The organism is Pseudomonas thivervalensis, assembly GCF_001269655.1.
Lineage (GTDB): Bacteria > Pseudomonadota > Gammaproteobacteria > Pseudomonadales > Pseudomonadaceae > Aquipseudomonas > Aquipseudomonas thivervalensis.
The window spans coordinates 131,905-148,092 of sequence record NZ_LHVE01000007.1 but is presented as its reverse complement, the minus strand read 5'-3'; the positions used below and the strand labels follow the sequence as shown (position 1 = coordinate 148,092).

At 63.3% G+C, this 16,188-nt stretch carries 13 protein-coding genes; 8 read left to right on the top strand and 5 right to left on the bottom strand.

Annotated elements, in window-relative coordinates:
* Positions 1 to 22 precede the first annotated feature (22 nt).
* From AD659_RS08490 to AD659_RS08480, 3 genes are all read left to right on the top strand, one after another.
* Positions 23 to 1,381, top strand: a complete 1,359-nt coding sequence (locus AD659_RS08490; RefSeq protein ID WP_053120205.1) for a TolC family outer membrane protein — start codon at positions 23 to 25, stop codon at positions 1,379 to 1,381.
* Between the two features lie 19 nt (positions 1,382 to 1,400).
* Positions 1,401 to 3,560, top strand: a complete 2,160-nt coding sequence (locus AD659_RS08485; protein ID WP_053120203.1) for a type I secretion system permease/ATPase — start codon at positions 1,401 to 1,403, stop codon at positions 3,558 to 3,560.
* Positions 3,561 to 3,842: 282 nt separating this feature from the next.
* Positions 3,843 to 5,207 carry an HlyD family type I secretion periplasmic adaptor subunit gene (locus tag AD659_RS08480; protein WP_053120201.1) on the top strand — a complete coding sequence of 455 codons (1,365 nt, stop codon included), beginning with the start codon at positions 3,843 to 3,845 and terminating at the stop codon, positions 5,205 to 5,207.
* A gap of 156 nt (positions 5,208 to 5,363) precedes the next feature.
* On the opposite strand, the gene AD659_RS08475 is transcribed toward AD659_RS08480, so the two are convergent.
* Complete coding sequence (locus tag AD659_RS08475) at positions 5,364 to 5,960, bottom strand: tRNA-uridine aminocarboxypropyltransferase (protein WP_053120199.1); 597 nt, start codon at positions 5,958 to 5,960, stop codon at positions 5,364 to 5,366.
* A 2-nt stretch (positions 5,961 to 5,962) separates the two neighbouring features.
* Positions 5,963 to 6,856, bottom strand: a complete 894-nt coding sequence (locus AD659_RS08470; RefSeq protein WP_053120197.1) for a LysR family transcriptional regulator — start codon at positions 6,854 to 6,856, stop codon at positions 5,963 to 5,965.
* Positions 6,857 to 7,296: 440 nt separating this feature from the next.
* On the opposite strand from AD659_RS08470, the gene speB reads away from it, so the two are divergent.
* The 4 genes from speB (at position 7,297) to AD659_RS08450 (ending at position 11,799) form a co-directional block, all read left to right on the top strand.
* On the top strand, positions 7,297 to 8,247 hold the full coding sequence (speB, locus tag AD659_RS08465) for an agmatinase (RefSeq protein WP_053120195.1): 951 nt from the start codon (positions 7,297 to 7,299) through the stop codon (positions 8,245 to 8,247).
* Positions 8,248 to 8,256: 9 nt separating this feature from the next.
* Entirely contained in the window at positions 8,257 to 8,664 is a 408-nt protein-coding gene (locus AD659_RS08460) for a YybH family protein (protein WP_053120193.1), read from the top strand.
* Between the two features lie 51 nt (positions 8,665 to 8,715).
* Positions 8,716 to 10,221 (top strand): purine-cytosine permease family protein, encoded by a 1,506-nt coding sequence (locus tag AD659_RS08455; protein WP_162277325.1) that lies wholly within the window; start codon positions 8,716 to 8,718, stop codon positions 10,219 to 10,221.
* Between the two features lie 189 nt (positions 10,222 to 10,410).
* Positions 10,411 to 11,799, top strand: a complete 1,389-nt coding sequence (locus AD659_RS08450; RefSeq protein ID WP_053120189.1) for a sodium:solute symporter family protein — start codon at positions 10,411 to 10,413, stop codon at positions 11,797 to 11,799.
* Positions 11,800 to 12,071: 272 nt separating this feature from the next.
* Here the strand turns inward: AD659_RS08450 and AD659_RS30345 are convergent, their stop codons facing one another.
* Positions 12,072 to 12,200 (bottom strand): PA1414 family protein, encoded by a 129-nt coding sequence (locus AD659_RS30345; RefSeq protein WP_003198971.1) that lies wholly within the window; start codon positions 12,198 to 12,200, stop codon positions 12,072 to 12,074.
* Positions 12,201 to 12,339: 139 nt separating this feature from the next.
* Positions 12,340 to 13,233 (bottom strand): putrescine utilization regulator PtrR, encoded by an 894-nt coding sequence (gene ptrR, locus AD659_RS08445; protein ID WP_053120186.1) that lies wholly within the window; start codon positions 13,231 to 13,233, stop codon positions 12,340 to 12,342.
* 104 nt (positions 13,234 to 13,337) lie between these two features.
* Between ptrR and AD659_RS08440 the strand changes: the two genes are divergently transcribed.
* Positions 13,338 to 14,510, top strand: coding sequence for an MFS transporter (locus tag AD659_RS08440; protein WP_053120185.1), 1,173 nt, complete (start codon positions 13,338 to 13,340; stop codon positions 14,508 to 14,510).
* On the opposite strand, the gene AD659_RS08435 is transcribed toward AD659_RS08440, so the two are convergent.
* Positions 14,511 to 15,965 carry an NCS1 family nucleobase:cation symporter-1 gene (locus AD659_RS08435; RefSeq protein WP_053120183.1) on the bottom strand — a complete coding sequence of 485 codons (1,455 nt, stop codon included), beginning with the start codon at positions 15,963 to 15,965 and terminating at the stop codon, positions 14,511 to 14,513.
* Positions 15,966 to 16,188 lie beyond the last annotated feature (223 nt).

Below are 16,188 nucleotides of genomic sequence, written 5' to 3'. Positions count from 1 at the left end.
CAGACCTCAGGAGATGCACCCCATGCGCGTTCTAACCCCCCTCTGCAGCGCGGTTTTGCTGGCCATGGCCTGCTCTTCTCAGGCGCAGGCCATGTCGTTGACCGAAGCGATCCAGAGCACCATCGCGACTCACCCGGAACTGGCACAACGGGTGGACAGCCGTCTGTCGGCCAATGAAGACGTCAAAGTCGCCCGGGGGGGCTTTTTCCCATCGGTGGATCTCAATGCCGGTTATGGCCGTGGCTACAGCGACAACACCAACACCCGGGCGCTGGGCAACCACCACACCAATATCCTCACCTACACCCAATCGGAGCTGCGTCTGCGGCAAATGATCTTCGACGGCTTCAACACCGCCAATGAAGTGGAACGCACCCAGGGCGTGGTCAATTCCCGGGCCTATTACGCCCAGGGCACCGCGCAGGATCTGGCGCTGCGCACCATCGAGGTCTACCTGGAGGTGCTCAAGCGCCGGGAACTGGTGACCCTGGCCAAGAACAACCTGCAGGCGCACCTGCGGGTCAACGACCAGATCGGCCTGCGCACCGAGCGTGGCGTGGGCAGCACGGCCGACTCCGACCAGTCCAATGCCCGTCGGGCCCTGGCGGAAAACAACTACGACACCGCCCAGGTTGACCTGGCCGACGCCGAAGCGAACTTCTACAGCGTGGTGGGGCGCATGCCTGATGAACTGGAAGCGCCGCCCTCGACCAAAGGCGAACTTCCCGCCGACCTGCGCGAAGCCCAGCAAAGCATGGTGGATAACAACCCGTACCTGAAATCGGCCCAGGCCGACATTCAGTCCGCCGAGAGCCAATATGAAGTGGCAAAGTCGCCGTTCTACCCGCGCTTCGACGCGGAGGCAGCGGTGGGCGCCAACAACAACCTCGGCGGCGAAGAAGGCCACGACAACAACTGGCGACTGGGTGTGGTGATGAACTACAACCTGTTCCGCGGTGGCAGCGACAAGGCACGACTGGCATCCAATGCCCACCAGATCAACCAGGCCATGGACATCCGCAACAATGCCCTGCGCCAGCTCAACGAAGACACGCGCCTGGCCTGGAACGCCATGCTCAACGCCCGCAAACAGACCCCCACCGCCCGCGAATACGCTGACACCACCGCCCGCGTGCGCGCGGCGTACCAGGATCAGTTCGGCCTCGGCCAGCGCACCCTGCTCGACCTGCTCGACAGCGAAAACGAGCTGTACAACGCCAACCGTCGCTACACCGAAGTGCGTTACACCGAGGAGTACTCGATGTACCGGGTGCTGGCGAACATGGGCCTGCTCTTGCACAAACAACGGATCGTGCTGCCGGCCGATGCGGTCGCGCAGACCGAAGTCAAGAACCAGGCACGGCTGCCGGAACTGAAGTAATCCAGTGGGAGTGATCAGCATGACCCGCATGGAACCGGTAATCCCCGGCGCCGATCCGCGCCTGAACTTCGATGATCCGTTGCTGGACGGCCTGTTGATCCTCTGCAAACTCCATGGCGCGACGGTCAGCCGCGCCAGCCTCAGCGCCGGGCTTCCTATGGCGCACCAACGCTTGAGCCTGGACCTGCTGCCCCGCGCAGCGGCCCGGGCGAGCTTGCAGGCGCGGCTGTTGCGTCGTGAGCTGGCGGACATCTCAGCCCTGAACCTGCCGGTGATGCTGATCCTGGCGGGGGGTCGCTGCGCGGTATTGCGGCGTTGGGGCGAGGATGGCAAGGCGCTGATCCTGCCCAGCGAAGCCGATGGCGGCGAGCAGTGGGTCAGCCGCGAAGAATTGACCCTCGATTACAGCGGCCAGGCTTTGTTCGCCCGGCCGCGCCATGAACTCGAAGACCTGCGCGCCCCGCTGGTGCCGCGGGTCGAAGCGTGGTTTCGCGACACCCTGAAACTGTCGCGCTGGCTGTACAGCGACGCGATCCTGGCGAGTTTCCTGATCAACCTGCTGGGCCTGATGGTGCCGCTGTTCGTGATGCAGACCTACGACCGCGTGGTGCCGAACCAGGCCACGTCCACTTTGTGGGTGCTGGCCGTGGGGCTGTTGATTGGCACTGGTTTCGAACTGGTGCTGCGGGTGGTGCGCGCCCATCTGCTGGACACCGCCGGCAAGAAAACCGACGTGATTCTGTCCGCCACCCTGTTCGAGCGCATCACCGGCATGGCGATGAAGGCCAAACCGGTGACAATCGGCGGCTTCGCCCAGAGCATCCACGACTTCCAGGGCCTGCGCGAATTCCTCACGGCGGTGACCCTCACCAGCCTGATCGACCTGCCCTTCGCCGTGCTGATGCTGGTGGTGATCGGCCTGCTCGGCGGCTGGCTGGTGGTGATTCCCGTGGTGGCGTTTCCGATCACCATTGTTTTCGCCATGATCATCCAGGCGCGGCTGCGCGACACCGTACAAAAAAGCCTGGCCCTCGGCGCCCAGCGCCAGGCCCTGCTGATCGAAACCCTCGGTGGCCTGGAAACCCTCAAGGCTTGCAGCGCCGAAAGCGAGCGCCAGCATCAATGGGAAAGCACCCACGGCGCCCTCACCCGCCTGGACAGCCATGCGCGCAACCTCTCGGCGCTGGCGACCAACGGCACCTTGTTCCTGCAACAACTGGCGGGCATGGCGACCATCGTCGCCGGGGTCTACAGCATCATTGCCGGCAACCTCAGCGTCGGCGCCCTGGTGGCAACCTACATGCTCGGCAGCCGCGTACTGGCCCCGCTCGGGCAGATCGCCGGGCTGATCACCCGCTACCAGCAAGCCCAGCTCACCATGCGCAGCACCGATGCCCTGATGGCGCTGCCCCAGGAGCGTGACGCCAGGCAGCGGCCCCTGGACCGCACCCAATTGCAGGGCGCGCTGGACGTCAGCGGCGTGACGTTCCACTACAACGGCCAGAGCGCCCCGGCGTTGGCCAATATCAGTTTCAGCCTCAAGCCCGGCGAACGGGTCGGGATCATCGGCCGCAGTGGCTCGGGCAAGAGCACCCTGGCGCGCCTGGTGATGGGTTTCTATGCGCCGGAGGAAGGCCAGTTGTTGCTCGACGGCCTGGACCTGCGGCAATTGGACGTCGCCGACCTGCGCCAACAGATCGGCTACGTCGCCCATGACCTGCCGCTGCTGGCCGGCAGCCTGCGGGACAATCTCACGCTGGGCGCGCGCTACATCAGCGACGCGCGCATGCTCGAAGTGGCGGAACTGACCGGTGTCACTGAACTGGCGCGCCAGCACCCCCAAGGTTTCGACCGCCCGGTGGGCGAGCGCGGGCAACTGCTGTCTGGCGGCCAACGCCAGGCCGTGCTACTGGCCCGAGCCTTGTTGCTCGACCCGCCGATCCTGCTGCTGGACGAACCCACCAGCGCCATGGACAACAGCAGCGAAGACGTCTTGCGACAGAAGCTTCACACCCACGTACAAGGCAAGACCGTGCTGCTGGTCACGCACCGCACCTCGATGTTGAGCCTGGTGGACCGGTTGGTGGTACTGGATAACGGCCGGATCGTAGCGGACGGGCCGAAGGACGCGGTGATCGATGCACTGCGCAAGGGGCGGGTGGGCTCCGCGGCGGTATAGCTGCCAGCACATACCCCTGTTTGGTCCGGCGGGGACATGGTTAACACCTGTGGCGAGGGAGCTTGCTCCCGCTCGGATGTAGGAGCTGTCGAGTGCAACGAGGCTGCGATCTTTCCACTGGCAATTGAGTCGAGAACGAAAGATCAAGATCAAAAGATCGCAGGCTTCGCCAGCTCCTACAGAGCCCAGCGGGAGCAAGCTCCCTCGCCACAAAAGCAGTGTTCTGCCTCATTGCAATAATCGTCTTCGGCTTTATTTTCTCTCACCAACGGGTACCGCCCCATGTCTGCTCAAACACCGGATTCAGCCGCCCGAAGCTACTTCGGCAGTTTCAGCAAAAGCGCCGAAAGCGAGTTCATGCCGGAAACCGCCGGCGCCACGCTGCAGGATTCGCCCCGGCGCTCGCGGGTGACCGTGTGGTTGGCCGCCGGGTTGATCATCACCGGGCTGGTCTGGGCGAAGTTGGCGGTCTTGCAGGAGGTCACCACCGGCGAAGGCAAGGCGATCCCGTCGAGCAAGATCCAGGTGATCCAGAACCTGGAGGGCGGCATCGTCACCGAGATATTCGTGCGTGAAGGCCAGATGGTGAACAAGGGCGACACCCTGCTGCGCCTCGACGATACGCGGTTCCTGTCGAACAAGGGCGAGAGCGAGGCGGACCGCTATGCCCTGACGGCCCAGGTCGAGCGCCTGTCGGCCGAAGCTGAAGGGCGGCCCTTCGCGCTCTCGGCAGAGGTCACTGCCAAGGCCCCGCAAGTGGCCGAGGACGAACGCTCGCTGTATGAACAACGCCAGCGGCGCCTGGCCAGCGAACAACGGACCCTGACCGAGCAACTGCGGCAGAAGACCCAGGAACTGGCGGAGTTTCGCTCCAAGCAAGGCCAGTTCAGCTCTGCCCTGGCCTTGCTGCAGGAAGAAATGAACATGTCCGCCCCGCTGGTGCGCACCGGGGCGGTGTCGCCGGTGGAGATCCTGCGGCTCAAGCGCAGCGCGGTGGAAATCCGTGGCTCGCTCAACGCCACCACCCTGGCGATTCCCCGGGCCGAATCGGCGATCAACGAAATCAAGAGCAAGATCGACGAATCGGAACAGACCTTCCGCTCCGAGGCGGCCAAGGACCTCAACGAGAAACGCACCGAACTGTCAAAAATCACCGCCTCGAGCATCGCCATCGACGACCGCGTGACCCGCACGACGGTGGTCTCGCCGGTGCATGGGGTGATCAAGCAACTGAAGGTCAACACCATCGGCGGCGTGGTGCAGCCAGGCAACGACATGGTGGAAATCGTGCCCCTGGAAGACAACTTGCTGATCGAAGCCAAGGTCCGTCCCCAGGACGTGGCGTTCCTGCACCCGGGCCAGAAAGCCATGGTCAAGTTCAGCGCCTACGACTACACGATCTATGGCGGGCTCAGCGCCAAGCTCGAACTGATCGGCGCCGACACCATCACCGATGACAAGGGCAACAGCTTCTATTTGATCCAGGTGCGCACCGATAAAAATCACCTGGGCGGGGATGCCAAACCGTTGCTGATCATTCCGGGAATGGTGGCGACGGTGGACATCATCACCGGGGAGAAAAGTGTTCTGGATTACCTGCTCAAGCCGGTGTTGAAGGCGCGGACCGAGGCGATGCGCGAACGCTGATCCGGACTCACTTAACCCTGTGGCGAGGGAGCTTGCTCCCGCTGGGCTGCGAAGCGGCCCCAAACCCTTCACCTCGGTGTATCAGACAGACCGCGTCGGTTGGTTTTGCGATGGCTGCGCCATCGAGCGGGAGCAAGCTCCCTCGCCACAGGGCCTCTATTCCCCACCATGGTTCTTCAGATAGGTCTCCTCCCCCATCGCCGCAATCTGCCCCTCGATCAACGCCTCGAACGGCCTCAGCAACGGCTCGAAGCTGGCCGGCGCTTCCAGGACCTGCAAGGCCTGAACAATCGCCTCCACCGTCGACAACGCCCCCGGCCCGGGCGCCTTGCGCAAGCGGTAGCGAGACACGCCGCCGTCGGCCAACGTCACCCTCGGCAACGCCGCCAGCAACGGGTTGAGGTGCAACAGCTTGCGTGCCTTGCGCCAAGTGCCGTCGGGCACGACCAACAGCAGCGGCTCATCGGACGGCGCATAGGTTTGCAGCGGCTGTGAATCATCAGCCGGGAACAACAACCGCGCCCGATAACCCGGTTGGTTGAGCAACCGGGATAAATCCTCGAACACCTCGCCCACGATCAGTTCGGCATTGCGCAGCCCCAACGCCGCCAGCCGGGCGGTGTTCAGGGCGTGGTTCACTTCACTGGGATGCTGCAACAGCAAGACGCGGGTGCGGCTGTCGAGGCTGGGGATCAACGGGCATAGGCAATGGCTTTGCGGCCTGAGGCAATGGGGGCATTGGAGTCTGGACATGGTCAGGCCTGGTTCAGTTGAGCTTTGAGCAAATCACGGAAGGTCTGGATCAGCGGCTCGCGGCTGCGGCCACGGCGCACGATCATCGAAAACGGCGCCTGATAGCCGAAAGTCGCCGGCAGCAGCACGCGCAAGTCGCCCTTGTCGACCCAGGCCTGGGCGTAGTGCTCGGGCAAGTAGCCGACGTAGGCACCGGACAGCACCAGGATCAACTGCGCCTCCATACTTTCCACTGTGGCGGCGCTGTGCTTGAAGCCGTGGCGGGCCAGTTCGGCCTGGCTCCAGTAACCGCGCCCGACCATGCGCTGCTGGGTGATGACTTGTTCGGGGATGCGCCGCTCGTTGAACAGCGGGTGGCGATTGCTGCAATACAACCAGTGCTGCTCACGGTACAGCGGCATGTAGACCAGCCCGCTCATGCGCGTGGAAAACGCCCCGATGGCCAGGTCCAGGCGGTTGTCCTGCACGCCGAGTTGCAGCTCGTAAGGGCTCAGGACCGACAGGTGCAAATGCACCGCCGGATGCTCCTGGCTGTAGGCACCGATGGCTTCGGCGAACGGCAAGGCCTTGTCGCTGACGGTAGAGTCGATCACCCCCAGGTTCAGCGTGCCGCGCAGTTCGCCCTTGAGCGCGGCGGCGTACTGCTCGAAGCCTTCGAGCTCGCCCAACAGGCGCAGGGTTTCCTGATGGAACAGCTCGCCCTTGCTGGTCAGGCTGAACCCGCCCCGGCCGCGATGACAGAGCACCAGGCCCAGGGCCGATTCCAGCTGGCTCATGTATGTGCTGATGGCCGACGTGGACAGGTTGAGCTCGTGCTGGGCGTTGGCGAAGCCCTGGTGCCGGACCACGCTGACGAAAATGCGCAGCAGCTTCAGGTCGGGTAGAGCGTTGGCCATTGGGGATGTCTCCGGATCACACATAGACAGAACTTGTCGCGCCTTTGTGGCGAGGGAGCTTGCTCCCGCTCGGCTCTGTAGGAGCTGGCGAAGCCTGCGATCTTTTGATCTTGATCTTTCGCTTGAGACTCAAGTGGCTGGGACAAGATCGCAGCCTCGTTGCACTCGACAGCTCCTACACAGCTCCTACACTGCTCCTACACAGCTCCTACACAGCTCCTACACAGCTCCTACACAGCTCCTACAGCCCAGCGGGAGCAAGCTCCCTCGCCACAGGGGGGCATCATGTCCCCTGAATTGCGTTGTTGCGGAGTCTATCGCCCCATCGCGCATTAGTTTAGAAAAATCTGAACTAAGTATTTGCCGCCAGCGATTCTTCACGGCAACGGCATTTCGCAGAATCGGCCCCTGATAAATAAAACAACGATGAGGCCCTACCCGTGGACAAGATTCTTCACCAACCACTGGGCGGCAACGAAATGCCGCGCTTCGGCGGCATCGCCACCATGATGCGACTCCCCCATTTGCAAACCGCTGCCGGCCTCGACGCCGCGTTCGTCGGCGTGCCGCTGGACATCGGCACCTCTCTGCGCGCCGGGACCCGTTTCGGGCCGCGGGAGATCCGCGCCGAATCCGTGATGATCCGCCCCTACAACATGGCCACCGGTGCGGCGCCGTTCGACTCGCTGTCGGTGGCGGACATCGGTGACGTGGCGATCAACACCTTCAACCTGCTGGACGCGGTACGGATCATCGAAGAGTCGTACCACAAGATCCTCGAACACGACGTCATCCCCCTGACTCTGGGGGGCGACCACACCATCACCCTGCCGATCCTGCGGGCGATCCACAAGAAACACGGCAAGGTCGGCCTGGTGCACATCGACGCCCATGCCGATGTGAACGACCACATGTTCGGCGAGAAAATCGCCCACGGCACCACCTTCCGCCGCGCCGTGGAAGAAGGCCTGCTCGATTGCGACCGCGTGGTGCAGATCGGCCTGCGCGCCCAGGGCTACACCGCCGAGGATTTCAACTGGAGCCGCAACCAGGGTTTCCGCGTGGTCCAGGCCGAAGAGTGCTGGCACAAATCCCTGGCGCCGTTGATGGCCGAAGTGCGCGAGAAAGTCGGCGGCGGCCCGGTGTATCTGAGCTTCGACATCGACGGCATCGACCCGGCCTGGGCGCCCGGCACCGGCACTCCGGAAATCGGCGGTCTGACCACCATCCAGGCGATCGAGATCGTCCGTGGCTGCCAGGGTCTCGACCTGGTCGGTTGCGATCTGGTAGAAGTCTCGCCGCCGTACGACACCACCGGCAACACCTCGCTGCTGGGCGCCAACCTGCTGTACGAGATGCTCTGCGTACTGCCCGGCGTAGTGCATCGCTGAGGCGTCGCCATGAACGATCACGATCAAATACTCGAGGCCGCCGCAAAACTGGTGTCGGCCTTCGCCCGCAATGACCGCGACGCCTACTTCGGTGCGTTCACGGCCGATGCGAGTTTCGTGTTCTACACCCTCGAACACCCCCTGCTGTCACGCGATGCCTACCAGGCGTTGTGGGATCGCTGGCGGTCCGAGGATGGCTTCGAGGTGCTGAATTGCACTTCGAGCAACGCCTTCGTCAGCCTGCGAGGGGACGTGGCGATTTTCATCCATGACGTGGCCACCCAGCTGCGCATGCAAGGGGAGCTTCACTTTAGCCAGGAGCGCGAAACCATTGTGTTTCGCCAAGAACAACAAGGCCTATGGCTGGCCTGTCATGAACATTTGTCCGCAATGCCGGAAGGGCTGCCACCCCCTTAGCCAAGCAGGTGACGTTCACATCCGATGAACGCGCCTCGATGATCGGAGCAGATCATGCATAACAATAACGATAAAAGCCTTACGCAGATTGAAACCAACGGGGTCGAACAGATTCCCGACCATGAACGCACCGCTGGCCCGGGAGACCTGTTTCGACTGATCTTCGGCGGTGCCAACACCTTTGCCACCGCCGTGCTCGGCAGTTTCCCGGTGCTGTTCGGCCTGTCCTTCCAGGCCGGTGTCTGGGCGATTGTGCTGGGCGTGTTGGTGGGTTCGATCATCCTCGCCCCCATGGGCCTGTTCGGCCCGCTCAACGGCACCAACAATGCGGTGTCTTCCGGTGCGCATTTCGGCGTGCACGGACGAATCGTCGGCTCGTTCCTCTCGTTGCTGACCGCCATCGCGTTTTTCTCGCTGTCGGTGTGGAGTTCGGGCGATGCGTTGATCGGCGGCGCCAAGCGGCTGATCGGCGTGCCGGAAACCGACCTGAGCCTGGGCCTGGCCTACGGCCTGTTCGCCCTGCTGGTGTTGACCGTGTGCATCTACGGCTTCCGCTTCATGTTGTGGGTCAACCGCATCGCCGTGTGGGCCGCCAGCCTGCTGTTCCTGCTGGGCATTTTTGCCTTCGCGCCGAGCTTCGACAGCCAGTTCGCCGGCACGGTCAGCCTCGGCCAGCCGGGTTTCTACGCTGCTTTCATCGGCGCGGCGCTGGTGGCCATGAGCAACCCGATTTCCTTCGGTGCGTTCCTCGGTGACTGGTCGCGCTACATCCCGCGCAACACGCCCAAGCGCCGCATCATGCTGGCCGTGATCGCGGCGCAACTGGCGACGTTGATCCCGTTCCTGTTCGGCCTCGCCACCGCCACCATCGTGGCGATCAAGGCGCCGGACTACATCGCGGCCAACAACTACGTGGGCGGGCTGCTGGCGGTGTCGCCGGGGTGGTTCTTCCTGCCGGTGTGCCTGATCGCGGTGATCGGCGGCATGTCCACCGGCACCACATCGCTGTATGGCACCGGGTTGGACATGTCCAGCGTCTTCCCGCGGGTGCTGTCGCGGGTCAAGGCGACGTTGCTGATCGGCGTGCTGTCGATTGCCTTCATCTTCATCGGGCGCTTCGCAGCGAACCTGGTGCAGAGCGTGTCGACCTTTGCCGTGCTGATCATCACCTGCACCACACCGTGGATGGTGATCATGATCATCGGCCTGCTGGTGCGCCGCGGCTTCTACTGCCCGGACGACCTGCAAGTGTTCACCCGCGGCGAAACCGGCGGGCGCTACTGGTTCAGCCACGGCTGGAACTGGCGCGGCCTGGGGGCGTGGATCCCCAGCGCGCTGGTGGGGTTGTGCTTCGTCAACCTGCCGGGCCAGTTCGTCGGGCCGCTGGGGGAGCTGGCTGGCGGGATCGACATCAGCCTGCCGGTGACCCTGGGCCTGGCCTCGGTGGTGTACCTGGCGTTGCTGGGGCTGTTTCCGGAACCGGCGGCGGTGTATGGGCCGGGGGATCCGCGGAGCACTGATCCGCTCACCCCGTCAGAACTGCGGCAGACCGCCTGACTGACCAATTCCCGTGGCGAGGGAGCTTGCTCCCGCTGGGTTGCGCAGCGACCCCAGATTTTCCGACTTGAAAAGCGGCGACTGCTGCGCAGTCGAGCGGGAGCAAGCTCCCTCGCCACAAAAGCTCGTTCGCCAGGGACAGCAGCACTTCATCCCGTACATAAAAAAGACAATCGGAGACACGCCACCATGGCTTTGGACTTAATCGTCGTTCTCATCTACGCCACCGGCATGATCGCCCTCGGCTGGTACGGCATGCGCCGCGCCAAGACCCGTGACGACTACCTCGTCGCCGGGCGCAACCTCGGCCCGGGCTTTTACCTGGGCACCATGGCCGCCACCGTGCTGGGCGGCGCATCGACCATCGGCACCGTGCGCCTGGGCTACGTCTACGGCATTTCCGGGTTCTGGCTGTGCGGCGCCATCGGCCTGGGCATCGTCGGCCTGAGCCTGTTCCTCGCCAAGCCGTTGCTCAAGCTGAAGATCTACACCGTGACCCAAGTGCTGGAACGCCGCTATAACCCGGCCGCGCGCCAGGCCAGTGCGCTGATCATGCTGGTGTATGCGCTGATGATCGGTGCCACCTCGACTATCGCCATCGGCACCGTGATGCAGGTGCTGTTCGGCCTGCCGTTCTGGGTGTCAATCCTGGTGGGCGGTGGCGTGGTGGTGCTGTATTCCACCATCGGCGGCATGTGGTCGCTGACCCTCACCGACATCGTGCAGTTCCTGATCATGACCGTTGGCCTGGTGTTCCTGCTGATGCCGATGTCCATCGGCGACGCGGGCGGCTGGGACGCAATGGTAGCGGCATTGCCGGCCAGCTACTTCGACTTCACCGCCATTGGCTGGGACACCATCCTCACCTACTTCCTGATCTACTTCTTCGGCATCTTCATCGGCCAGGACATCTGGCAACGGGTGTTCACCGCCCGCAGCGAAGGCGTGGCCAAGGTCGCCGGCACCGCCGCCGGCCTGTACTGCGTGCTGTACGGCCTGGCCGGGGCGTTGATCGGCATGGCGGCCAAGGTGTTGCTGCCGGACCTGGAGAACGTCAACAACGCTTTCGCCAGCGTGGTGCAGACCAGCCTGCCCAACGGTATTCGTGGCTTGGTGATCGCCGCGGCCCTGGCGGCCTTGATGTCCACCGCCGCGGCGGGCCTGCTCGCCGCGTCCACCACGGTGGTCCAGGATTTGTTGCCCCGCCTGCGCCAGGGCCGTGAAAGCGGCAGTGGCGACGTCCACGAAAACCGCATCGCGACCCTGCTGATGGGAGCAGTGGTCCTGGTGATCGCCCTGGTGGTCAGCGACGTCATCAGCGCCCTCACCCTGGCCTACAACCTGTTGGTGGGCGGCATGCTGATCCCGCTGATCGGCGCCATCTACTGGAAACGCGCCACCACCGCCGGCGCGATCACCAGCATGTCGCTGGGCTTCGTGACCGCACTGTTCTTCATGTTCAAGGATGGCCTGGATGCGAACACGCCGATCTACTACAGCCTGAGCGTGGCGCTGGTGAGTTTTGTGTTGGTGAGCTTGATGTCGCCAGGGCCGAAAGTGGTGGCCAAGGCGGTTTGACCGGTACGACACAGCACCCGAGGCGAGGGAACATGCCCTCGCAGGATTACGGCCCGTAGGAGCTGTCGAGTGCAACGAGGCTGCGATCTTTCCACTGACAATTGAGTCGAGATCAAGATCAAAAGATCGCAGGCTTCGCCAGCTCCTACAGAGCCCAGCGGGAGCAAGCTCCCTCGCCACAGGGGTTCACATCGCCAATAAAAAGATCGCAGTTCCGGGCCATCTCGATTGAAATGGTCCGGAACTGCGATCTCTCCAAATTCCTGGTGGGTTTACCGGCGGCGCGGTTGGCGGCGGCGTTGCTCGTCATCGGTGCGGATCGGTACCGGCTGCATCGGCGGCTCGATCAGGCCAAGCGCGACACCCAAGTCGTGAAGCCAGTTCTGGATTTTCTCTTTCATCGTGGTGCCCCCTCAGGGTGGTGCGAGCGGCAGATTTCTGTGGCCCCTTCGCACTGATAATAGTCCGATGTTCTACGCAATGCTCGTCTCAGTTTGCAATGATCTGTTACTGAATTGATCCAAATCCACCTCCCGGAGTTCAAGCCGATTGCGCCGTGATCATTGGCGCTCGCGGCCAGGCCTGTTGCTGCAATTCAATCCAGGCATTCAAGTTGGCCCCAACCATGCCTTTACGCCACATCAGCCAAGTGGTGGCGCTGGCAAACGGCTCGGCCAGCGGATGCACCGTCACCCGCTCGCGGCCCGGCAGGCTCGCCAGCATCGACTCGGACATCAACGCCACCCCGGACCCGGCGATCACACACGCCAGCATCCCCTGGTAAGACTCGATTTCCATCGCCCGGCCCATGGTTGCATGGTCATGGGCAAACCAGGCTTCCAAGCGCATCCGGTACGAGCAACCACGGCGGAACGTGAACACCGCACGGCCCTGCACGTCCAACGCACTGCGCACCGGCGGGTGATCGGCCTCGGTGATCAGCACCAACCGCTCGTCGCACAACGGCACGCCATCCAACCCCGCCAGCTCCAGCGGGCCGTCCACCAACGCCGCGTCGAGCCGATTGGTGAGCAGGCCTTCAAGCAGTTCACCACTCGGCCCCGATTGCACTTGCAGGTTCACCGCCGGATACGCCCGATGATAAGTCGCCAGCAGGTCCGGCAGATGCGTCGCCGCCGTGCTGTACATCGTGCCTAGCAGAAAATCCCCGGCCGGCTGCCCGCCCTGCACGGCGGCGTGGGCTTCGTCGTGCAAGGCGAAGAGCTTGGCCGCATAGTCCAGCAGGACTTTTCCTGCCGGCGACAACTGCAAACGCTGACGCTCGCGAAGGAAAAGGTCCACACCCAGTTGCTCTTCAAGCTGCTTGAGCCGGGTCGACAGGTTCGATGGCACCCGGTGCAGGCGCTCGGCCGCCCGGGTGATGGAACCTTCCTCGGCCACGGCCTGAAAAATCCGCAGTTGGCTGAACTCCATGACCTTCTCCAAAAAAGAACAAGTTACTCACTATTATTCATTTTTAATGAAAGTCAATCAGTCCTAGCCTGACGGTCATTCGCCCCGACACCCGGAGACCGACCATGTCACCTCTAATTCGCCTGCTCGGCAGTTTCATCGCCCTGATGATGGCCATGGGCATTGGCCGCTTCGCCCTTACACCGCAGTTACCTCATTTGATCGGCGAAGGTCAGGTCGACTTGACCGCCGCCGGTCTGATTGCTGCCGCCAACTACCTGGGCTATTTCCTCGGCGCGCTGGACGCCATGTTCGCCCGGCGTCCTGAACAGGTGCGGCGACGGTTGCTCGGCGGCCTGTGGCTGTGCGTGCTGCTGACCTTGGCGTCGTTTTGGGCCTGGGGGTTCTGGCCGCACTTGGCATTGCGCTTTGGCACCGGCGTGGCGAGCGCTTGGGTGATGGTGATGATCACCGCCCTGAGCCAACCTTTGGCCGCAGCGACGGGACGGCCACGGCTCGGCGCCCTGGTATTTGCCGGACCTGGATTGGGGATTTTTCTGACAGGTTTGTTGGCGTTGGGCTCGAACCTGCTGGGCCAGACCTCCGCGACCCTGTGGCTGGTGTACGCCGGCGTGGCGCTGGCGATGTTGCTGATGATTTTGCCGATCCTGCCGCAACCCGCCGCGACCGCGACCGTTGCCGCGCCGGTCAGCGCCTCGCCGAATCGAGGCATCGCTCGGCTCGGCGTGGTGTACGCCTTGTACGGCGTGGGCTACATCATTCCGGCCACGTTCCTGTCGCAAATGGCCTCCGCGCAGTTCCACGGACAGTGGCTGGCCGACCTGTTCTGGCCCTGCTTCGGCCTGGCCGCCGCCATTGGCGTGTTGCTGGTCAGCCTGCGGCGGCCGAACCCGAACAGCACCGGTCGCTGGCTGATCGGCACGCTCTGGCTGCAAGCCGCCGGGGTGTTTGCCTGCCTGCTGGGCAGCGGGCCGGGGCTGGCGTTGGGAGTAATCCTGTGTGGCGCGCCGTTCCTGGCCTGCATGCAGTTGGTGATGCTGCGCTCTCGGGAACTGGCGCCCCACGCCACCCAGCGCAACGCCGGGCTGTTGACCGCCTGCTTTGCCGTGGGCCAGCTCAGCGGGCCCTTGCTGGCGGCGTTGAGCAGCCATTTCAGCGGCGGCCTGCAACCGGCGTTGATCATTGCCGGCAGCGGTTTGCTGCTGGCCGGCGGCCTGTTGCTGCGGCCCGCCAGCCGGGGCGCGGCAAGCCCTTGCGCCCAGACCGCCCTGCGTTGATCAGGCCTGGCCGGCCGGGCTGAATGCCTTGCTCGACTGCACGGCGGGCTCACGTCGGGCCAAGGCGAAATACAACACCCCGCCGAGGAAACAACCTGTGAACCAGGCAAAGTTGGCCATCGGTTGCAGCAGCGGCGTGAAGGTGATCGCCACGCCCATCAGCGTCGCCGGGACCAATGCCTTGACCGCGGTCCAGTTGATGCCGCCGCTGTAGTAATAACGCCCGCTCGGCCCGTCATCGAACAGCGCATCGACGTCGATCTGCTGTTTTTTGATCAGGTAGTAATCCACCAGCAGGATCCCGAACAGCGGGCCGATGAACGCTGCCAGCACATCCAGGGTGTAGTGGATCACTTCAGGGTTGTTGAACAGGTTCCACGGCGTGATGAAAATCGAGGCCACCGCTGCGATCATGCCGCCGGCGCGCCAGCTGATCTTGCTGGGGGCGACGTTGGCGAAGTCGAACGCCGGAGAGACGAAATTGGCGACAATGTTGATGCCGATGGTGGCGGTCACGAAGGCAAAGGCGCCCAGCAAGACCGCCACATCGTTGTCGATGCGCGCCACGGTGGCAATCGGGTCGTGAAGCATTTCACCGAACACCGGCAAGGTCCCGGAAACAATCACCACGGTGACCAGGGAGAACGCCAGGAAATTCACTGGCAGCCCCCAGAAATTGCCCCGGCGCACGTCAGACATGCTCCTGCAGTAACGGCTGAAATCGCCAAAGTTCAGGGTCGGGCCGGAAAAGTACGACACCACCAGGGCCGTCGCCACGATCACTTGGCCAAACGCTTGCCAGCCGGACAGCGACTTTTCCGCCAGGGTGAAGCTGATGTTGCTCCAACCGGCCTTCCACACGATCCAGCCGGCCAACAGGAACATCACCGCATACACCACCGGTCCGGCCCAATCGATGAAACGCCGGATCGATTCCATGCCGGTCCAGAACACCAGCGCCTGGACAAACCACAGGCTGAGGAAACCGAACCAACCCAGGTAGGACAAGCCGGCAAAATGCGGCGTCGCGTAGGCTTCCATCGAAGGAAAAAACCGCAACACCACGATGATCAGCGCACTGGAGGCCAGGTACGTCTGAATCCCGTACCAGGCCACGGCGATCAAGCCACGAATGACTGCAGGAATATTCGCCCCGAACACGCCGAACGCCAACCGGCAGATCACCGGATACGGCACCGCCGCCTGCTGGCTCGGCTTGGCGACCAGGTTGGCGATCAACTGCACGATGCAGATCCCGCCGAGCAAGGCAATCAACACCTGCCAACTCGCCAGGCCCAACGCGAACAGGCTGGCGGCAAACACATAACCGCCCACACTGTGCACATCGCTCATCCAGAACGCGAAGATGTTGTACCAATTCCATTTCTGCGGCAGCGGGCCCAAGTCTTCGTTATAGAGGCGGGGGCTGTAGCCGTTGGGCAATTGCTCGGACATTGCGGGGCTCCTTTTGAGTACCGCCGTGCCCCCGTATCGACCTGCTCACCATACTGCGCACGGGAGCCGGCATGGTTTGTATACGCGTTGCTACGCAGAATGCGTGCCATAGACGTGGAATGTTAGACAAACCGGGGTGTGTAGCGGGAGTTAAAGTCGAGCAGGAGCAGGCATGCGCCCACGAACAGGGCGTGGATGCATGCTAAAGGTGCAGGAGTTTGTA